This is a genomic window from Enterobacter cloacae complex sp. ECL72 (assembly GCF_019056635.1).
Lineage (GTDB): Bacteria > Pseudomonadota > Gammaproteobacteria > Enterobacterales > Enterobacteriaceae > Enterobacter > Enterobacter hormaechei_C.
Genome location: NZ_CP077659.1, coordinates 3,617,314 through 3,637,656, shown reverse-complemented (window position 1 = coordinate 3,637,656; position 20,343 = coordinate 3,617,314). Strand labels below are relative to the sequence as shown.

At 55.0% G+C, this 20,343-nt stretch carries 20 protein-coding genes and 1 other RNA gene; 9 read left to right on the top strand and 12 right to left on the bottom strand.

Going from position 1 to position 20,343, the window contains the following annotated elements:
- Nucleotides 1-28 precede the first annotated feature (28 nt).
- The 8 genes from rnpB (at nt 29) to KTH07_RS17520 (ending at nt 10,906) form a co-directional block, all read left to right on the top strand.
- Nucleotides 29-405, top strand: an RNA gene (gene rnpB / locus KTH07_RS17555) — RNase P RNA component class A.
- A 672-nt stretch (nt 406-1,077) separates the two neighbouring features.
- Complete coding sequence (gene tdcA, locus KTH07_RS17550; protein WP_006812085.1) at nt 1,078-1,998, top strand: transcriptional regulator TdcA; 921 nt, start codon at nt 1,078-1,080, stop codon at nt 1,996-1,998.
- Between the two features lie 96 nt (nt 1,999-2,094).
- Entirely contained in the window at nt 2,095-3,084 is a 990-nt protein-coding gene (gene tdcB, locus KTH07_RS17545; protein WP_023304478.1) for a bifunctional threonine ammonia-lyase/L-serine ammonia-lyase TdcB, read from the top strand.
- A 10-nt stretch (nt 3,085-3,094) separates the two neighbouring features.
- Nucleotides 3,095-4,426, top strand: coding sequence for a threonine/serine transporter TdcC (gene tdcC, locus KTH07_RS17540; protein WP_015571952.1), 1,332 nt, complete (start codon nt 3,095-3,097; stop codon nt 4,424-4,426).
- Between the two features lie 30 nt (nt 4,427-4,456).
- A complete protein-coding gene (gene tdcD / locus KTH07_RS17535; protein ID WP_032618950.1) occupies nt 4,457-5,665 on the top strand; it encodes a propionate kinase in 1,209 nt (402 codons plus the stop codon).
- A 15-nt stretch (nt 5,666-5,680) separates the two neighbouring features.
- Nucleotides 5,681-7,975 (top strand): formate C-acetyltransferase, encoded by a 2,295-nt coding sequence (pflB, locus tag KTH07_RS17530; protein ID WP_023304476.1) that lies wholly within the window; start codon nt 5,681-5,683, stop codon nt 7,973-7,975.
- 274 nt (nt 7,976-8,249) lie between these two features.
- Nucleotides 8,250-9,581: an amino acid permease gene (locus KTH07_RS17525; RefSeq protein ID WP_017693942.1), complete on the top strand. Its 1,332-nt coding sequence runs from the start codon at nt 8,250-8,252 to the stop codon at nt 9,579-9,581.
- Nucleotides 9,582-9,601: 20 nt separating this feature from the next.
- Nucleotides 9,602-10,906, top strand: coding sequence for a serine dehydratase subunit alpha family protein (locus KTH07_RS17520; RefSeq protein ID WP_015571948.1), 1,305 nt, complete (start codon nt 9,602-9,604; stop codon nt 10,904-10,906).
- 80 nt (nt 10,907-10,986) lie between these two features.
- Here the strand turns inward: KTH07_RS17520 and KTH07_RS17515 are convergent, their stop codons facing one another.
- Nucleotides 10,987-11,688 carry a pirin family protein gene (locus KTH07_RS17515; protein ID WP_017382430.1) on the bottom strand — a complete coding sequence of 234 codons (702 nt, stop codon included), beginning with the start codon at nt 11,686-11,688 and terminating at the stop codon, nt 10,987-10,989.
- Between the two features lie 104 nt (nt 11,689-11,792).
- On the opposite strand from KTH07_RS17515, the gene yhaJ reads away from it, so the two are divergent.
- Complete coding sequence (gene yhaJ / locus KTH07_RS17510) at nt 11,793-12,695, top strand: DNA-binding transcriptional regulator YhaJ (protein WP_003862655.1); 903 nt, start codon at nt 11,793-11,795, stop codon at nt 12,693-12,695.
- Between the two features lie 38 nt (nt 12,696-12,733).
- Here the strand turns inward: yhaJ and KTH07_RS17505 are convergent, their stop codons facing one another.
- From KTH07_RS17505 to KTH07_RS17455, 11 genes are all read right to left on the bottom strand, one after another.
- Nucleotides 12,734-13,099: a DUF805 domain-containing protein gene (locus tag KTH07_RS17505; protein WP_015571946.1), complete on the bottom strand. Its 366-nt coding sequence runs from the start codon at nt 13,097-13,099 to the stop codon at nt 12,734-12,736.
- Nucleotides 13,100-13,205: 106 nt separating this feature from the next.
- Nucleotides 13,206-14,192 (bottom strand): glutathione S-transferase family protein, encoded by a 987-nt coding sequence (locus KTH07_RS17500; RefSeq protein ID WP_017382429.1) that lies wholly within the window; start codon nt 14,190-14,192, stop codon nt 13,206-13,208.
- A gap of 72 nt (nt 14,193-14,264) precedes the next feature.
- A complete protein-coding gene (locus tag KTH07_RS17495) occupies nt 14,265-14,657 on the bottom strand; it encodes a DoxX family protein (protein WP_023304475.1) in 393 nt (130 codons plus the stop codon).
- Between the two features lie 205 nt (nt 14,658-14,862).
- The gene (locus tag KTH07_RS17490) at nt 14,863-15,159 is read right to left on the bottom strand and encodes a YqjK-like family protein (protein ID WP_003862649.1); all 297 of its coding nucleotides are present in this window, start codon (nt 15,157-15,159) and stop codon (nt 14,863-14,865) included.
- The gene (locus KTH07_RS17485) at nt 15,156-15,554 is read right to left on the bottom strand and encodes a phage holin family protein (RefSeq protein WP_003862647.1); all 399 of its coding nucleotides are present in this window, start codon (nt 15,552-15,554) and stop codon (nt 15,156-15,158) included. The genes KTH07_RS17490 and KTH07_RS17485 overlap by 4 nt, the downstream gene beginning before the upstream one ends.
- Before the next feature lie 2 nt (nt 15,555-15,556).
- Nucleotides 15,557-15,862, bottom strand: coding sequence for a YqjD family protein (locus KTH07_RS17480; protein WP_003862645.1), 306 nt, complete (start codon nt 15,860-15,862; stop codon nt 15,557-15,559).
- Between the two features lie 29 nt (nt 15,863-15,891).
- Nucleotides 15,892-16,260: a DUF1090 domain-containing protein gene (locus KTH07_RS17475; protein WP_017382428.1), complete on the bottom strand. Its 369-nt coding sequence runs from the start codon at nt 16,258-16,260 to the stop codon at nt 15,892-15,894.
- Between the two features lie 143 nt (nt 16,261-16,403).
- On the bottom strand, nt 16,404-16,787 hold the full coding sequence (gene mzrA / locus KTH07_RS17470; RefSeq protein WP_003862640.1) for an EnvZ/OmpR regulon moderator MzrA: 384 nt from the start codon (nt 16,785-16,787) through the stop codon (nt 16,404-16,406).
- Between the two features lie 2 nt (nt 16,788-16,789).
- Nucleotides 16,790-17,452: a DedA family general envelope maintenance protein YqjA gene (gene yqjA / locus KTH07_RS17465; RefSeq protein ID WP_003862638.1), complete on the bottom strand. Its 663-nt coding sequence runs from the start codon at nt 17,450-17,452 to the stop codon at nt 16,790-16,792.
- Nucleotides 17,453-17,793: 341 nt separating this feature from the next.
- The gene (gene exuR, locus KTH07_RS17460) at nt 17,794-18,570 is read right to left on the bottom strand and encodes a transcriptional regulator ExuR (protein WP_003862635.1); all 777 of its coding nucleotides are present in this window, start codon (nt 18,568-18,570) and stop codon (nt 17,794-17,796) included.
- Between the two features lie 188 nt (nt 18,571-18,758).
- Complete coding sequence (locus KTH07_RS17455) at nt 18,759-20,057, bottom strand: MFS transporter (RefSeq protein WP_015571942.1); 1,299 nt, start codon at nt 20,055-20,057, stop codon at nt 18,759-18,761.
- Nucleotides 20,058-20,343 lie beyond the last annotated feature (286 nt).

Sequence of the window (20,343 nt, the reverse complement as noted above, 5' to 3'; positions counted from 1 at the left end):
GGCGCGCAAACCCTCTATACTGCGCGCCGAAGCTGACCAGACAGTCGCCGCTTCGTCGTCGTCCCTTTCGGGGGAGACGGGCGGAGGGGAGGAAAGTCCGGGCTCCACAGGGCAGGGTGCCAGGTAACGCCTGGGGGGGAAACCCACGACCAGTGCAACAGAGAGCAAACCGCCGATGGCCCGCGCAAGCGGGATCAGGTAAGGGTGAAAGGGTGCGGTAAGAGCGCACCGCGCGGCTGGTAACAGTCCGTGGCACGGTAAACTCCACCCGGAGCAAGGCCAAATAGGGGTTCACATGGTACGGCCCGTACTGAACCCGGGTAGGCTGCTTGAGCCAGTGAGCGATTGCTGGCCTAGATGAATGACTGTCCACGACAGAACCCGGCTTATCGGTCAGCTTCAACTTCTTACGAAACCCCGCTTCGGCGGGGTTTTTGCTTTCTGAAGGTTGCAGGCCGGGTAAGCGAAGCGCCAAACGACATCAATTCTCAATTTTGCGACGCTAAGCACATTTCACTATTTGCCTGACTGTGTGTTCCTCTCATCTGCTGCGCATGATCGTAATCACAAAATTTAACGCTGTAAAATTAGAAAATTTTAGTGTTGAGAAGATGTTGTAAATGTTTAGTCAGTGATGCCGAATGTTATTCATTTGATAATTTAATATTGAATCTAAAAACATTCTTCTGGTGAATGTGTGATATATCCCACTCTTTAACCGGAAAGTGAATAAATATTCCTGGTAAAGTTGATAAACCACAAAAATGTTTTAAAGAAATAATGGTGTTTTATTAACCTTTAATTGCCTGAAAGATAGCCTTTATTAATATTTTTAAAGCAAAAAAATTCACGCTGGTTATTGCCATAAAATAAATTTATTACCGCGTTTTTTATTGATCAATATCAGCGTAAATGCGTATTTTTATTGTGATAAGAATTTGATTTATAAAGACATAAATAGATTTCTGGTGCGATTGAAAACAGAGCGTCCTGGCAAATTGTGAGTAACAGCACATACCCCCTGAAACAATATTGGGTAGAATCCGCTGCGTCATAGGGAAATAAGCGCAGAATATTATGAATACTATTATTCTACCGAAAACACAGCACCTCGTGGTATTTCAGGAAGTCATCAAAAGTGGCTCCATAGGTTCTGCTGCAAGACAACTGGGGCTGACGCAACCTGCCGTCAGCAAAATCATCAGCGACATCGAATCCTACTTTGGGGTGGAAGTGATGGTGCGTAAGAACACCGGCGTAAAACTCACTGCCGCCGGTCAGGTGCTGCTGTCCTACGCTGAGTCGATCACCCGCGAAATGAAAAACATGGTGAGCGAGATTAACAGCCTCAGTTTCAGTACCGTCATGGACGTCTCTTTTGGCTATCCGTCGCTGATTGGCTTCACCTTCCTGTCCGGGATGATCAAAAAATTCAAGGAAGTGTTCCCGAAAGCGCGCGTCTCAATGTATGAAGCGCAGCTCTCTTCATTCCTGCCCGCCATTCGCGATGGCCGGCTGGATTTCGCCATCGGCACGCTGAGCGACGGGATGCAGCTTCAGGATCTTCACGTTGAGCCACTGTTTGAATCCGAGTTTGTGCTGGTGGCGAGTAAATCACGAACGTGCACCGGCCCGACCAGACTGGCATCGCTCACGCACGAGCAGTGGGTGATGCCGCAAACCGATATGGGCTACTACAACGAACTCCTAACCACCCTGCAAGACAACCACATAAGCATTGAAAACATCGTCCAGACCGATTCCGTCGTCACCATCTATAACCTTGTCCTCAATGCCGATTACCTGACGGTGATCCCCCGTGACATGATTGCGCCATTCGGCTCGGACCAGTTTATTGTTCTGCCGGTGGAAGATGAATTACCCGTGGCGCGTTATGCCGCCGTGTGGTCAAAAAATTACAGTATTAAAAAATCGGCGTCAGTATTAGTTGAACTGGCAAAACAATATTCGTCGATGAATATCGAAAAACGACGATAGAAATAATGATGATTTAAAACACCCGGAGCGACGCTTTTTAACGCTCTGATACCCTGACTTTGCCTGAAAACAATGAATTATTATAACGAGGATATTATGCACATTACTTACGATCTCCCGGTGACCATTGAAGATATTCAGGACGCCAGAAAAAGACTGGCGGGAAAGATCTATAAAACCGGTATGCCGCGCTCGAATTATCTGAGCGAACGGTGTAAGGGTGAGATATTCCTGAAATTTGAAAATATGCAGCGTACCGGTTCGTTTAAAATACGTGGGGCATTTAATAAATTAAGCTCGCTGACTGATGCGGAAAAACGCAAGGGCGTGGTGGCCTGTTCCGCAGGGAACCACGCGCAGGGGGTCTCTCTCTCCTGCGCCATGCTCGGCATCGACGGCAAAGTGGTCATGCCGATGGGCGCGCCGAAATCCAAGGTTGCCGCCACGCGCGACTACTCCGCCGAAGTGGTGCTGCACGGCGAAAACTTTAACGACACCATCGCCAAAGTGAGCGAAATCGTCGAGATGGAAGGGCGCATTTTTATCCCGCCTTACGACGATCCGAAAGTCATTGCCGGCCAGGGCACCATCGGCCTGGAAATCCTCGAAGATTTATATGACGTGGATAACGTGATTGTCCCCATCGGCGGCGGCGGTTTAATTGCCGGTATTGCGACAGCAATTAAATCCATCAACCCAACTATCAATATTATCGGCGTGCAGTCTGAAAATGTGCACGGAATGGCCGCATCGTATCAGGCCGGAGAAATAACCAGTCATCGTGTTACCGGCACATTAGCTGACGGCTGCGACGTGTCTCGCCCAGGTAATTTAACCTTCGAAATTGTTCGTGAATTAGTCGATGACATTGTGCTGGTCAGCGAAGACGAGATTCGCAACAGCATGATCGCGCTTATTCAGCGAAATAAGGTGGTCACGGAAGGTGCCGGTGCGCTGGCGTGCGCGGCGTTATTAAGCGGCAAGCTGGACCACTATATTCAGGGCCGAAAAACCGTCTGCATTATTTCCGGCGGCAATATTGATCTCTCCCGTGTTTCCCAAATTACCGGCTTCGTTGACGCATAAAGGATGACTTATGAGCAACACAGAAAGCATTATCGTTGGCCAGACTAAAACGTCCACCTGGCGTAAATCGGATACTACCTGGACGCTCGGCCTGTTTGGTACAGCCATTGGCGCAGGCGTGCTGTTCTTCCCTATCCGTGCAGGCTTTGGCGGCCTGATCCCTATCCTGCTGATGCTGGTACTCGCGTTCCCGATTGCGTTTTACTGCCACCGCGCGCTGGCGCGTCTGTGTTTGTCCGGCAGTAACGTCTCCGGCAACATCACCGAAACGGTGGAGGAGCATTTTGGTAAGACCGGCGGGGTGGTGATCACCTTCCTCTACTTCTTTGCCATTTGCCCGCTACTGTGGATTTACGGCGTCACCATTACCAACACCTTTATGACCTTCTGGGAAAACCAGCTCCAGATGCCCGCCCTGAACCGCGGCGTGGTGGCGCTATTCCTGCTGCTGCTGATGGCTTTTGTTATCTGGTTCGGTAAAGACCTGATGGTGAAAGTGATGAGCTACCTTGTGTTCCCGTTCATCGCCAGCCTGGTGTTGATTTCTCTCTCGCTGATCCCGTACTGGAACTCGGCGGTGATCGACCAGGTTAACCTGAGCGATATCGCCTTCACCGGTCATGACGGCATTCTGGTCACGGTGTGGCTGGGGATCTCCATCATGGTCTTCTCCTTCAACTTCTCGCCTATCGTCTCCTCGTTTGTGGTCTCCAAACGCGAAGAGTACGAACCAGAGTTCGGGAAAGAGTTTACCGAGCAGAAATGTTCCAAAATCATTGGTCGCGCCAGCCTGCTGATGGTGGCGGTGGTGATGTTCTTCGCCTTTAGCTGCCTGTTTACGCTCTCTCCGCAGAACATGGCGGACGCCAAAGCGCAGAACATTCCGGTGCTCTCTTACCTGGCGAACCACTTCGCGTCGATGTCAGGCAGTAAATCCACGTTCGCCACGGTGCTGGAATACGGCGCCTCCATCATCGCGCTGGTCGCTATCTTTAAATCCTTCTTCGGCCACTATCTGGGCACGCTGGAGGGGCTGAACGGTCTGATCCTCAAGTTCGGTTACAAGGGCGACAAGAAGAAAGTCTCCGTGGGCAAGCTGAACACCATCAGCATGGTCTTCATCATGGGCTCCACCTGGATTGTGGCCTACGCCAACCCGAACATCCTGGACCTTATTGAAGCCATGGGTGCGCCAATTATCGCCTCTCTGCTGTGCCTGCTGCCGATGTACGCCATCCGCAAGGCGCCTGCGCTGGCGAAATACAAAGGCCGGACCGAGAACATCTTCGTAACCGTGGTCGGCATGCTGACCATTCTGAACATCGTGTACAAACTGTTTTAAACCAAAGCTCAGGAAGAGCGGAGCCATACCATGATTGAGTTTCCGGTAGTACTGGTCATTAACTGCGGATCGTCCTCTGTTAAGTTCTCGGTGCTGGACGCCGCAGGCTGCGATGCCCTGATGACGGGCATTGCGGACGGCATCAACACAGAAAAAGCCTTTATTTCCGTGAATGGGGGTGAGCCGGTCAGACTGGCTCACCAGGACTACGAAGGGGCGCTGGCCGCCATCGCCCTGGAGCTGGAGAAACGCAACCTGATGGGCAGCGTGGCCTTGATTGGCCATCGCATTGCCCACGGCGGCGACCTCTTCAGCGAGTCGACCCTGATCACGGAAGAGGTGATGGCGCAGATCCGCCAGGTCTCCCCGCTGGCGCCGCTGCATAACTACGCCAACCTGAGCGGCGTGGAAGCCGCCGGGCGCCTGTTCCCCGGCGTGCAGCAGGTGGCGGTATTTGATACCAGCTTCCACCAGACCATGGCGCCGCAGGCGTATCTGTACGGCTTGCCGTACCGCTATTTTGAAGAGCTGGGCGTGCGCCGCTACGGTTTCCACGGCACCTCTCACCGCTACGTGTCGGCGCAGGCGCACGCGCTTCTCGGGCTCTCTCCCGATGACAGCGGCCTGGTGATTGCCCATCTCGGCAACGGGGCGTCCATCTGCGCGGTGCGTAACGGCGTAAGCGTGGACACGTCCATGGGGATGACGCCGCTTGAAGGACTGGTGATGGGCACGCGCTGCGGCGACGTGGATTTTGGCGCGATGGCGTGGATTGCCCGGCAGACCGGCCAGTCGTTCGAGGATCTGGAGCGCGTGGTCAACAAAGAGTCCGGGCTGCTGGGGATCTCTGGCATCTCCTCCGATTTGCGCGCGCTGGAGAAAGCCTGGCATGACGGCAACGAGCGGGCGCGGCTGGCAATAAAGACCTTTGTCCACCGGATTGCGCGACATATCGCCGGTCATGCCGCGTCCCTGCACCGTCTGGATGGCGTGGTGTTTACCGGCGGGATCGGTGAGAACTCCGTGCTTATCCGCGCGCTGGTGGTGGAGCATCTTAAGGTGTTTGGCATCATCCTCGACGAGTCCAAAAATGCCCTGCCGGGCAGCGCGGGCGAGCGCGTGATCTCCACCGAGTCGTCCCGCGCGGCCTGCGCGGTGATCCCTACCAATGAAGAAAAAATGATCGCACTGGACGCCCTCCGTCTTGGGAAGGTTACTCCGGCTGCGGCTTACGCCTGATAAAGCGAGAATCTGATGAAAGTAACAATCGATACGGGCGTCGCGCCTTACAGCGACGCATGGGCCGGCTTTCGCGGTGAAGAATGGAAAAACGGCATTAACGTGCGCGATTTTATTCAGCATAACTACACCCCTTATGAAGGCGATGAAGCTTTCCTCGCGCAGGCGACGCCAGCAACGACGGCGCTGTGGCAGAAGGTGATGGTCGGCATTAGTCAGGAGAATGCTACTCACGCTCCGGTGGATTTTGACACCAACATCGCCACTACTATTACCGCGCACGGGCCGGGCTATATTGATCAGGAGCTGGAGACGATCGTTGGCCTGCAAACCGACAAGCCGCTCAAGCGCGCCCTGCATCCGTACGGCGGGATCAACATGATCCGCAGCTCGTTCGAAGCCTACGGTCGCGAGATGGATCCGCAGTTTGAATATCTCTTCACAGACCTGCGCAAAACCCACAACCAGGGCGTGTTTGACGTTTACTCCCCGGAGATGATGCGCTGCCGCAAATCGGGGGTGCTGACCGGTCTGCCGGACGGCTACGGGCGCGGACGCATCATCGGCGACTACCGTCGCGTGGCGCTGTACGGCATCAGCTATCTGGTGCGCGAGCGTGAACTTCAGTTCGCCGATCTCCAGGGGAAACTGGAGCGCGGAGAAGATCTGGAGGCCACGATCCGCCTGCGCGAGGAGCTGGCGGAGCATAAACGTGCGTTGCTCCAGATCCAGCAGATGGCGGCGAACTATGGCTTTGATATTTCACGTCCGGCGATGAATGCGCAGGAAGCGGTGCAGTGGGTCTACTTTGCCTACCTTGCCGCAGTGAAATCCCAGAATGGCGGGGCGATGTCGCTGGGGCGCACGGCCTCGTTCCTTGATATCTACATTGAACGCGACATGCAGGCAGGACGGCTGAATGAGGTGCAGGCCCAGGAGCTGATCGACCACTTCATCATGAAGATCCGCATGGTACGCTTCCTGCGCACGCCGGAGTTCGACACGCTCTTCTCCGGCGATCCGATCTGGGCCACGGAAGTGATTGGCGGCATGGGGCTGGATGGCCGCACGCTGGTGACCAAAAACAGCTTCCGCTACCTGCATACCCTGCACACCATGGGGCCTGCGCCGGAGCCAAACCTGACGATCCTCTGGTCCGAACAACTGCCGATCGCGTTCAAGAAATACGCCGCGCAGGTGTCGATCGTCACCTCCTCGCTGCAATACGAGAACGACGATCTGATGCGCGCCGACTTCAACAGCGACGACTACGCCATTGCCTGCTGCGTCAGCCCGATGGTGATCGGCAAGCAGATGCAGTTCTTCGGCGCACGCGCCAACCTGGCGAAAACGCTGCTGTATGCAATCAACGGCGGGGTGGATGAGAAGCTGAAGATCCAGGTGGGGCCGAAAACCGAGCCGCTGCTGGAGGAGGTACTGGATTACGACACCGTAATGGCGAGCCTCGATCACTTCATGGACTGGCTGGCGGTGCAGTACATCAGCGCGCTGAATCTCATTCACTATATGCATGATAAATACAGCTACGAAGCCTCGCTGATGGCGCTGCACGACCGGGACGTCTACCGCACCATGGCCTGCGGCATTGCCGGGCTGTCGGTGGCGGCGGATTCCCTGTCGGCCATCAAATACGCCACGGTAAAACCGGTGCGCGACCACACCGGTCTGGCGGTGGATTTCGTCATCGAAGGCGACTATCCGCAGTACGGCAACAACGACGATCGCGTGGACAGTATCGCCTGCGATCTGGTTGAGCGCTTTATGAAGAAAATCCAGGCGCTGCCGACGTACCGCAACGCGGTACCGACGCAGTCGATCCTGACCATCACCTCCAACGTGGTTTACGGGCAGAAGACCGGCAACACGCCGGACGGACGTCGCGGCGGCACGCCGTTTGCGCCTGGCGCCAACCCGATGCACGGGCGCGACAGAAAAGGGGCGGTGGCGTCGTTAACCTCGGTCGCCAAGCTGCCGTTCACCTACGCCAAAGACGGGATCTCCTACACCTTCTCCATCGTGCCGCAGGCACTGGGCAAGGACGAGCCGGTGCGCAAAACCAACCTTGTCGGGCTGCTGGACGGATACTTCCACCACGAAGCGACCATTGAGGGCGGGCAACACCTGAACGTCAACGTGATGAACCGGGAGATGCTGCTGGATGCCGTCGCCCATCCGGAGAACTATCCGAACCTGACGATCCGCGTTTCAGGTTATGCGGTGCGGTTTAACGCCCTGACGCGCGAGCAGCAGCAGGACGTGATTTCGAGGACGTTTACGCAGGCGATGTAATACAGGCTTCATCTTCAGCCTCCTCAAATGGGGAGGCTTTTAATTTTGTGAACGTCGTCAATTTTAGAAAACTTACTCTCCTTTCTGCTATCCCGAAGTAATATTATTCTCTCGCTTTAGAAAATCCCTATAAAAGTTGTGACTTTTTTCTCCCGCGCTCCGGATATGATCTTCCCATATCAATAACTCACACCTGCACCCTCTGACTCGCAATCGCTGGCGATCGGAACCTTATAAAAACAACCAGTTACCCTACAAAATAAGCGAGTGCCCAATGAATATGGCAACAAACAGCAGTGTGATTGTGAGTGATTCCCCTGCGGCAAGGCGGGCGGGAATGAGCGAAAGCGAATGGCGAGAGGCGATCAAATTCGACAGCACCGATACGGGCTGGGTCATCATGAGTATCGGGATGGCTATCGGCGCGGGTATCGTTTTTCTTCCGGTGCAGGTCGGGTTAATGGGGCTGTGGGTGTTTTTACTCTCGTCGATAATTGGTTATCCGGCTATGTACCTGTTCCAGCGCCTGTTTATTAATACGCTGGCGGAATCACCGGAATGCAAAGATTACCCGAGCGTCATTAGCGGTTATTTAGGTAAAAACTGGGGCATCTTATTGGGTGCGCTTTATTTTGTGATGCTGGTGATCTGGATGTTTGTCTATTCCACGGCTATCACCAACGACAGCGCATCCTACCTACACACCTTCGGCGTAACCGACGGTTTGCTGTCGGAAAATCCGTTCTACGGCTTATTCCTGATCTGCATTCTGGTCGCCATTTCGTCGCGCGGTGAAAAACTGCTGTTTAAAGTCTCCAGCCTGATGGTGCTGACCAAATTATTTGTGGTGGCGGCGCTGGGGCTTTCGATGATTGGCCTCTGGCATTTAGCCAACGTCGGTATGCTGCCGCCGATGGGCCTGCTGATTAAAAATGCCATTATTACGCTGCCTTTCACCTTAACCTCCATTCTGTTTATTCAGACATTAAGCCCGATGGTGATTTCCTATCGTTCACGGGAAAAATCCGTAGAGGTGGCGCGTCATAAGGCGCTGCGGGCAATGAATATCGCTTTTGGCGTGCTGTTTGTGACGGTCTTTTTCTACGCGGTCTCCTTTACGCTGGCGATGGGGCACGACGAGGCGGTAAAAGCCTACGAGCAGAATATTTCCGCCCTGGCAATCGCAGCACAGTTCATCAGCGGTGACGGTGCGGGCTGGGTCAAAATCGTCAGCGTGATCCTCAACATTTTTGCCGTGATGACCGCGTTCTTTGGCGTCTATCTCGGCTTTCGTGAGGCGACGCAGGGCATCGTGATGAACATCCTGCGCCGCAAAATGCCGGCGGAGAAAATCAATGAAAGCACCGTCCAGCGCGGGATTATGCTGTTCGCTATCCTGCTGGCCTGGAGCGCGATTGTGTTAAACGCGCCGGTGCTGAGCTTCACCTCCATCTGTAGCCCTATTTTCGGGATGGTGGGCTGCTTAATTCCGGCGTGGCTGGTCTACAAAGTGCCCGCACTTCATAAATATAAAGGCGTATCGCTGGTGATTATTGTGATTACCGGGCTGCTGCTTTGTGTTTCTCCTTTCCTCGCCTTCTCATGAGGTTAAATAAGGTCGTAACGATGTCTGAGCAAATTAATCCTTTATGGAACCATTTTATTCGCGCTGTGCAGGAAGAGGTAAAGCCTGCGCTGGGCTGTACCGAACCCGTCTCGCTGGCGCTGGCGTGCGCGATGGCTGCCGGACAGCTTGACGGTGAGGTGACGCGTATCGAGGCGTGGGTATCGCCGAACCTGATGAAAAACGGGCTTGGCGTAACGGTGCCCGGCACCGGTATGGTCGGTTTACCCATCGCGGCCGCGCTGGGGGCGACAGGCGGTAATGCACACGCCGGGCTGGAGGTGTTGAAAGACGCGTCGGCCGAGGCGCTAACGCGCGCCAAAGCACTGCTGAACGCAGGTCTGGTGCAGGTGAAATTGCAGGAGCCGTGCGAGGAGATCCTCTACTCACGCGCCTGCGTTTACGTCGGTGAATCCTCGGCGATGGTGACCATCGCTGGCGGGCACACTCGCGTGGTGGAGGTAGTTTGTCAGGGCGAAACGCGCTTCAGGCTTGACGATCGTCAGAGCCAGAACAACGACGATCCGCTGGCGGTACTCTCGACCACCACGCTGTCGCAGATCCTTGAGTTTGTAGAGCAGGTGCCGTTTGACGCGATCCGCTTTATCCTCGATGCGGGGCGGCTGAACGATGCGCTCTCCCGCGAAGGTTTGCGTGGCAACTGGGGGCTGCATATTGGCGCGACGCTCAATAAACAGCGCGCACGCGGCTGGATGGCGCAGGATCTGGGTTCAGACATTATTATCCGCACCAGCGCAGCCTCGGATGCCCGCATGGGAGGCGCGACGCTGCCGGCGATGAGCAACTCGGGTTCCGGGAATCAGGGCATCACCGCCACCATGCCGGTAGTGGTGGTGGCTGAGCACGTTCAGGCCGATGACGAACGGCTGGCGCGGGCGCTGATGCTCTCGCATCTGTCGGCTATCTATATCCACTACCAGCTTCCGCGCTTGTCCGCGTTGTGCGCGGCGACAACGGCCGGAATGGGGGCAGCGGCGGGTATGGCGTGGCTGATGGGCGGATCTTACCAGACCATTGCCATGGCGATCGGCAGTATGATCGGCGACGTGAGCGGGATGATCTGCGATGGGGCCTCTAACAGCTGCGCAATGAAGGTCTCGACCAGCGTCACCAGCGCCTGGAAAGCCGTGATGATGGCGCTGGATGATACTGCGGTGACGGGTAACGAGGGGATTGTGGCGCACGACGTGGAACAGTCTATCTCTAACCTGTGCGCCCTGGCGTGCCGCTCAATGCAGGCGACGGACCGGCAGATCATTGAGATTATGGCGAGTAAGGTGTTGTGATTTAATCCAACCCGTTACCCCTCACCCTAACCCTCTCCCATAGGGAGAGGGAACCGATCGAGCGAGGGGGCGTGTTGATCTTAAACCGGCAAATCAATCAGCAGCGCGCGCAGCGGCGTATCGGCAACCAGGGTGATATTCGCTTCGTCACGAATAAACGCCCCGTCACCGCAGGTGAGCGCTTCTTTCTCTTCCGTATGCGTGACCGCATGCACCGTTCCGTGAATGGACTGCAAATAGGCACGCGGGCCATGAAGCTGGAAGCTCGCCTGTTCACCTTTTTTCAGTTCGATATGGTGCAACCACACCTGCTGGCGCAACTGCAAGCTGCCTTTGCTGCCGTCTGGCGAGGCAATCAGCTGCTGTTTACCGCCCTTCAGATCGATTTTTTGCACCAGCGGATTTTCCCGCTCCGGACAGGCATCCAGCCACAGCTGCATGCGGGTCAGCGTTTTATCTTTGCTGAGGTTATGCTCGCTGTAGCTAATACCTGGCTGCGTGGAAATTAACAGCGCCTCGCCAGCCTTCGCCTGGACATGATTGCCCTCGCTATCGCGGTATTCTGCCTCGCCTTCCAGGATCAGGTTCAGGATATCGACTTTAGGGTACGTGCGCGGCTGGAAGGACGCGCCCGGGGCGAGCACTTCCTGATTCAATACGCGCAGTGAAGCGTAACCGAGGAGTTTAGGGTCAAAGTAGTGTCCAAAGGAAAAGGTGTAGCGGGCCTGCAACCAACCGAAATCGGCTTGTCCGCACTGTTTCGCTGTTCTTGTCGTAATCATAAACTTGACCTCTCTTTACACTAAATCAATGGTAAAGGTATGGACGCTGCATTGTTAGCCAGATATTCTGCCTGGTATGTTCAAATTTCCTGAATGAGAACGAGATGGCTAAAGAGAGAGCATTGACGCTTGAGGCGCTTCGCGTCATGGACGCGATTGACAGGCGCGGCAGTTTTGCCGCGGCGGCAGATGAACTGGGGCGCGTTCCGTCTGCCCTGAGCTATACCATGCAAAAGCTGGAAGAGGAGCTGGATGTTGTGCTCTTTGACCGTTCCGGTCATCGAACAAAATTCACCAACGTTGGGCGGATGCTGCTGGAGCGCGGCCGCGTATTGCTGGAAGCGGCGGATAAGCTGACGACGGATGCCGAAGCGCTGGCCCGCGGCTGGGAAACCCATCTGACGCTGGTGACCGAAGCGCTGGTGCCCACCGAGGCGCTGTTCCCGCTGGTGGACAGACTGGCCGCGAAAGCCAATACCCAGCTGTCGATCATCACTGAGGTGCTGGCCGGGGCGTGGGAGCGTCTTGAGACGGGCAGGGCGGATATCGTGATTGCGCCGGACATGCATTTCCGCTCATCGTCAGAAATCAATTCGCGCAAACTGTACAGCGTGATGAACGTCTACGTCGCAGCCCCGGATCACCCTATCCATCAGGAGCCGGAGCCGCTCTCTGAGGTCACGCGCGTGAAATACCGCGGTGTGGCGGTCGCGGATACCGCCCGAGAGCGCCCGGTGTTAACGGTACAGTTGCTGGATAAACAGCCGCGACTGACGGTAACGTCGCTGGAAGATAAGCGACAGGCACTCCTGGCGGGGCTGGGCGTGGCGACTATGCCGTATCCGTTTGTCGAAAAGGACATTGCAGAAGGGCGGCTGCGCGTCGTCAGCCCGGAATACACCAGCGAAGTGGATATCATTATGGCGTGGCGTCGCGACAGCATGGGCGAAGCCAAATCGTGGTGTTTGCGTGAAATTCCCAAGCTCTTTGCCCACCACAACAAATAAGCGTAGGCCCGGTAAGCGTATGCGCCACCGGGCAGAATTTACGCGCTTGCCTTAGGATCCGGACCAAAGCGGTTTTCGCCCGGCGTTCCGCTCTGACAGTTGAAAATCAAAATCACGATCCAGCCGATAAGCGGGATCAACAGCAACAGCAGCCACCACGCCGAACGATCGGTGTCGTGAAGACGACGAAACAGTACGGCCCATGAAGGCAGCAGAACTAACACACCATAAATGGTGGTGAGAATGCCTTCACCCCCCTCGCGTTCCCAGCCGAGGATCTTGTCCACAATGCCCAGCACCATAATCAGGACGAAGTTCACCAGAACGAACATCCAGTACTCTTTACGGCGGGCACGGCCACCAAATCCAACGTAGTTGCGCAGTACTTTTAAATACCAGTCCATTTTTCCTTGCCTCTTAATCAGTCAATCACTTGTTTTCTAAGCGATCGAGGTAAGGATAGATGTATGCTGTGAATTAAAAAAGGGAATCAATTGATTCCCTAAATAATTATCCGAAACGCACGTCGCGCCCGTGCGGTTCATCCAGGTCCTGCCACGGGCCAATGGAGATAATGCCCGTTGGGTTGATGGTCTTATGACTGCGGAAATAGTGGGTGCGAATATGGTCAAAATTGACCGTCTCCGCAATCCCCGGCATCTGATAGATGTCGCGCAGGAAACCGTGCAGGTTCAGGTAATCACTGATGCGATGCTTGTCGCACTTGAAGTGGGTGACATATACCGGATCAAAGCGGATCAGCGTCGTCCACAGGCGGATGTCTGCTTCGGTGAGGCGATCGCCCGCTAAATAACGATGCTGGCCGAGGATCTGCTCCAGGCGCTCCAGGGATCCAAACACGTTGCCGACCGCTTCGTCGTACGCTTCCTGACTGGTGGCAAAGCCCGCTTTGTAGACGCCGTTGTTGACGTTGTCGTAGATCCAGCCGTTCAGCTCGTCAATTTTCTCGCGCAGCTCAACCGGGTAGTAATCCCCGGCGCGTGCACCGTGAGCGTCAAACGCGGTATTGAACATGCGAATGATTTCAGCGGATTCATTGCTGACGATCGTCTGGTTTTTCTTGTCCCACAGCACAGGCACCGTTACGCGTCCGGTGTAGTGCGGATCGGCGCGCAGATAGAGCTGATACAGGAAATCGTGATGATAAAGCTCATCACCCGTCGCGGCCGGGAAGCCACTGTCGAACGTCCAGCCGTTTTCCAGCATCAGCGGGTTGACCACCGAAACCGGAATTAACGATTCGAGACCTTTAAGTTTGCGCACAATCAGCGTGCGGTGCGCCCACGGACAGGCGAGAGAAACATACAGATGATAACGATCTTTTTCCGCCGCAAAGCCCCCTTCGCCACTCGGGCCGGGTGCGCCGTCGGCGGTCAGCCAGTTACGGAAGGCCGAAACAGAGCGCTTAAAGCGTCCACCGGTGGATTTGGTGTCATACCAGACATCCTGCCAGACGCCGTCTACGAGTTGTCCCATTTTTTACTCCTCCGTCAGATAGCAAAAGCGAGGAGATGTCTCCTCGCTTTGAATGTAATCATTATAGCCTGCTTACCACTTCTTATTCAGAAGACGGTCGATGCTGTAGGCGCCCGGACCCGTGATAGCCAGCAGCAGGAAGCCGCCCGCGATGGTCAGGTTTTTCATGAACATCAGGGAGTTCACGCCTTCCGCAAAGTTGCTGTGGAAGATGAACGCGGTCAGCAGGGTAAAGCCTGCGGTGAACAGCGCCGTAGTGCGGGTCAGGAAACCGAACAGCACTGCCAGGCCGCCGCCGAACTCAAGCAGAATGGTCAGTGGCAGCAGGAACCCCGGCACGCCCATCGCTTCCATATACTGCTGAGTGCCCGCATAGCCGGTAATTTTGCCCCAGCCTGCGGTGATGAACAGAACAGGCATCAGAATACGCGCTATCAGTACACCAACATCTTCTAATTTTTTCATTTTACTCTCCAGGAAACCACATCAGCGGCTAAACGTTATTTGCTTGCAAATTCGGGTAGATACCGCGTCTTTGCTGTCGATGGAGAGGAGTGTAAACGGGGCGGATGGCAAATGTTAGCAAGGAAAACTGTTAATCTTCTTCAAAGATATTGAGTAAGGGAGGGGGTTTTGCCGGGTGGCGGCTACGCCTTACCCGGCAAGAAGGCTAGCGCAACTGCTGCTGTCGCAGCGTGGTTTTCACCAGACGCCAGGCGCTCCAGGCGCCAAAGCCGCGGCGTGCCCAGCGGATCAGCATGTTAGGATGCCGAACCGACCAGATCGCCATCACGCTGCTGCCGACCAGCGCCCATGAGCGCAGGCTCAGGACCGTGTTCCAACCGCGGTCAAACCGATGCGTGGCTTCAACCCAGTCTCGACGGCTGGCAGACAAATCCAGCCGCTGCTGCTGGATTTGGCTCAACAGATACGCTTTCCGCTTTTGACGTTCGGCTTTGTCGCTCACGACTTATCATCCTCCAGCAGGGCGCGGTCGTTGGCCAGCTCCTGGCGCGTATGGCGCAGGAAGGTCGACGTGCGCGCTTTATGCAGGGTCCAGATACCGCCTATCAGCGCCGCCACCAGCAGAACCACGGTAGTCGCAATCATCGCGTTCAGACGATACTGTGGATCGATAGCCCAGATGATTAACACCATCAGGCTCATCAGACCAAACGCGGCAAAGAGCATCGTAAGCCCAAGCATGAGCAGCATCTGGAAGAGGTTGGCTTTCTCCTCTTCCAGCTCCACTACCGCAAGCCGGACGCGCGTTTCGGCAATCCCGACCAGCGTCGTAAGAATACGCTGGCCGATGCCGAGGACGTTTTTAGCAGGCCCTTGTGCGTGACGTGGATCTTCCATAATCAACGACGCGTCAGCAGGACACCCAGCACCACACCCACTGCGGCGCCAATACCTACACCCGTCCATGGATTATCACGTACATATTCGTCTGCGCGCGCTGCCGCTTCGCGGGTTTGTTTCGCCAGCGCATCACCGGTTTCGCCCAGACGGTAACGGCTCTCTTTCAGTGCCTGCTCCGCTTTGCTGCGCAGTTTACTTACTTCTTCTTTCGATTTATCCGCAGAAGAGTTCAGCACCTCTTCCAGGGTGTCCGCCAGGGATTTCAGTTCAGCGCGCAGATTTTCTGAAGTTGTATCTTTTGACATGATTCTCTCCTGTTGAGATTTCCGTTAACTCAATAATCGCGAGCTTCCAGCGCTTTCAGTTCGTCCTGCGCCTCTTGCAACTTCCTCTCGCGCTTGGCAATTTTTTCCGCATCACCTTTCTCTTTCGCTTCCTGTAGGTCTTGACGGCGCTCGGCTATCTCGTCCTTCTGTTCAGCGATTTTTTCCTGATGATCGGCACGCAGCTTGCTGTCCGTACAGTTGTCTTTCACTTCGCTCAACGCTTTTTTCAGCCCGTCGATCCGGTGCTGATTGTTATGCTTTTCGGCATAACTGATTTCGCGTTGGATATCCTGTTCTTTCTCCTGACAAAGAGACATAGCGAAGGAAGCTGTGCTTAAAGAAAAAAGGGCCAGAGCCAGAGTGATGCGGTATTTCATTATAGAAACCTTCCATTGTGTTACGGCGTAAGCCGTGTTCCAGAACTATGCGGAGAACATCTGAGGGGTGCTCCGCGTACTTAAGCATAGTAAGTAAACGGGAGTTTCACCAAAGTAGGTGAAAATATTCGGAATCTTAGTCGTTAACCAAATCGATGCGACGTGTCGCGTAACCGTGACATCCAGGAGGCTACGTGGCTGTCATCATCCTGTTGCGCAATGATGTAACCCTGCGGCAGCGTGCGGTCCAGCACGGCTTTCGCCGCGGCGCTTTGCGCACTGGAGTCAAATTTTATCAGCAGCACATCGTCTTGCGGCGTGATGCTCTTAAAGCGGATCCCGTTTGCGTCCAGATGATGCCAGATGGAAAAACCATCCGGCACGCTGGTTCCCTGGCTCACAGGACGGATAGCCAGCGTCGACTCCTGATGCTGTAGCGCAGACCACAGCAGGATAAGAGCGCTGAACATCATCAGCGCGACGATAGCGTAAGAGAAGCGGCGCAGCGCGAGCGGGGAGATAACCATCGTTAACCCCTGGCTCCGTATTTCTTCTTCCACAGTACGACCAGGGACCCGACCAGGCCAAACACCAGCAGAACGACGGGCAGCAGCATCAGGCAAGACATCAGCTGATCTTCATATTTCATAAAGACCGGCGTTTTACCCAGCGCGTAGCCGAGCGTGGTCAGGATCAGCACCCACAGCAAGCCGCTCATCCAGTTAAAGAACTGGAAGCGCGTACTGCTCAGGCCGGACAAGCCCGCAATGGTGGGCAGCAGGGTGCGTACGAATGCGATAAAGCGGCCGATTAGTAAGGCGGAAAGCCCATGCTTATGGAAAAGGTGGTGCGCTCGCTGGTGGTAATGGGCCGGAAGGTGCGAAAGCCAGTTCTGAACGATTCGCGTGTTACCCAGCCATCGCCCCTGAATGTAACTCACCCAGCAGCCCAGGCTGGCGGCAATGGTCAAAAGCAGGACCGTTTGCGGGAAAGCCATCGCCCCTTTTGCACAGAGCACCCCGACCAGCACCAGCAGGCTGTCGCCGGGTAAAAAGGCAGCAGGCAGCAGACCGTTCTCGAGGAACAGGATCATAAATAACACAAAGTAGAGCATGCCAATCATGGACGGGTTGGCCAGCGTTTCGAAATCCTGAGCCCAGAGGGCGTTCAGTAGTTGGGTCAAAAGTTCCATTCAGTGTTCCTGGAAATCGGTTAACGTCACGCCTGTCATTCGGGAAAACAGCACGGCGACATTGTTATGATTTCATTATGGTCGCTCGCGGACACATTGATGTGTGGCCAACACTGTTCCCTGTTAATTGGCTGGTTAGCAAGCACTAACTTACAAAATAACGAAGTGAATCCAATTGTAACAAAGCCCGACGTTCTGCGTCACAGAATTTGAGGGGAAACACGATTTTGGCGTAAGCCACGGAGGGGAGCGAGATATTTTACAAAGGCTGACACTATAGAGGTTTTCTTACCCTGTCTGGCCGGAAGGCGCGGCGGTGCGCCTGCCAGCCGTTCGGGGGATTATTTTGCGAGATTGGTCGCGGTATCGAGGTGAACGACCGGATTATCGGCAAAAAGATAGCGGTCAGCGTTAAATTCAAAGTCATCACTTGTTTCATTAAACAGCATCTGTTTGGTGTTCTCCAGGTGCTGCCACATTGCCAGTTTCGCCGCATGCGGATCTTTACGAATCAGAGCCTTAAGAATCTGGTCGTGGTCGTCACACCAGTTATCTACCGTACGGGAATCAATGTGATCGTGCAATTTCTTCCAGTACGGGTTGTGAACGCGCTGAGTCCACATTTTTTCAACGATTGCCGCCAGCGCCGTGTTCTGAGTCGCAAGGGCGACCTGGACGTGGAATTGCAGGTCCCATTCGGAATCGCGGAAACATTTTTCTTTACGCGCATGATCCTGGATTTCCATCAGCTTCATGATGTCCTGCTTGGTCACCTGCGTCGCAGCAAATTCCGCAATGTTGCTTTCAATCAGCTGGCGAGCCTGGAGAAGCTCAAACGGACCGTAGCTGGCAAACTCCAGACTTTCGTCCGGGGTGGGGGAGTGTTTCGCCTGGCTGGAAATCACATGAATGCCGGAACCTTTGCGTACCTCAACATACCCTTCCACTTCCAGCATGATGATGGCTTCGCGGACCACCGTGCGGCTGACGCTTTTTTCATCCGCAATGAAACGCTCAGCGGGAAGTTTATCACCGACAAGATAGACCCCTTGCTCGATGCGATCTTTCAGCTCGGCGGCAAGTTGTTGATATAAACGACGTGATTCGGTGATTTCCATATGCGCTCCAGGCAGGGTACGGCGAATGATTTGTTATACCACTTTTGCGTGCCACTCTCCAGATTTCACCATGAAAAAAGCCGCCCGGAGGCGGCTTTTGAGAAGATTTTGCCGGGTGCGCTTCGCTTGCGCGGGCCTATGGGTTTTGTAGGCCGGGTAAGGCGTAGCCGCCACCCGGCACAACAACGCTAACTCTGCGTCGCCGGTCCCCCAAGGGACTCTTTCGCCAGTTCATCGGCGGATTTGCTCTTCAGCACCGTCCAGATAACCACCGCACCCATCAGGTCGAAGATAGCCAGTACCGCGAACAGCGGGCTGAAACCAATCGTATCTGCCAGCGCGCCGACCACCAGCGCAAACAGGGTACTTGCGGTCCAGGCGGCCATCCCGGTCAGGCCGTTGGCGGTAGCGACTTCGTTACGACCAAACACGTCGGACGAGAGCGTAATCAGCGCACCGGACAGAGACTGGTGAGCAAAGCCCCCGATACACAGCAGGGCGATAGCCACGTAAGGGCTGGTGAACAGGCCGATCATGCCCGGGCCGATCATCAGCAGGGCGCCCATGGTGACCACCATCTTACGGGACACAATCAGGTTCACGCCAAACCAGCGCTGGAACAGCGGTGGCAGGTAGCCGCCGACGATACAGCCCAGGTCTGCAAACAGCATTGGCATCCAGGCGAACATCGCGATCTCTTTCAGGTTAAAGCCGTAAACTTTAAACATGAACAGCGGGATCCAGGCGTTAAACGTACCCCAGGCCGGTTCTGCCAGGAAGCGTGGCAGGGCGATACCCCAGAACTGACGGGTGCCCAGGATCTGCCAGACGGACATCTTTTTGCCGTTGTCGGTCTGATGCTGAGATTCCTGACCATTGATAATGTAGTCACGTTCTTCGTCAGACAGCTTTTTCTGATCGCGTGGGTGTTTATAGAAGATCAGCCACGCCATGGCCCAGGCAAAGCTCAGCACACCGGAGATGATGAACGCCATCTGCCAGCTGTGCATCACAATCGCCCACACCACCAGTGGCGGAGCAATCATCGCCCCGATGGAGGAGCCCACGTTGAAGTAACCGACAGCGATTGAACGCTCTTTTGCCGGGAACCATTCAGAGCTGGCTTTCAGACCCGCGGGGATCATCGCTGCTTCGGCAGCACCTACCGCACCACGCGCCAGCGCCAGTCCGCCCCAACTGCCGGCCAGCGCGGTCGCCCCACAGAAGACGGCCCAGGCTACAGCGAAGAAGGCATAACCAATTTTTGTACCCAGAATATCAAGAACATAACCTGCAACAGGCTGCATTACGGTGTAAGCGGCAGAGTAAGCCGCAATGATGTAAGAGTATTGCTGCGTGGAGATATGTAACTCTTCCATCAACGTTGGCGCCGCTGCTGCCACGGTGTTACGTGTCAGGTAGCCCAGCACGGTGCCGAGCGTCACCAGTGCGATCATGTACCAACGTAACCCTTTAATTTTACGCATGTAAAACCTCATCGTTATGTTATTTCCGTGTCGGGACACGGCAACAACTCAACCGTTGCCGGGAGCTGTTCTGTAACGGGAGGGGCGTAACCGGGAACCTGTCCCGGAACGGCCCGAACCTTGCCATAAGTAATCGTGCTAAGTCGGCTTCCGTACCGTTAAATCCGATGTATCAAACACCGGTAATGCATTCCGTCGGCTTATAGTTTGCGACGGCGAAAAGATAACTTGTCATACAACTTTAAAAGGTGAGTGACATCACAAAAGTGTGAATCTTTGTAGGGAC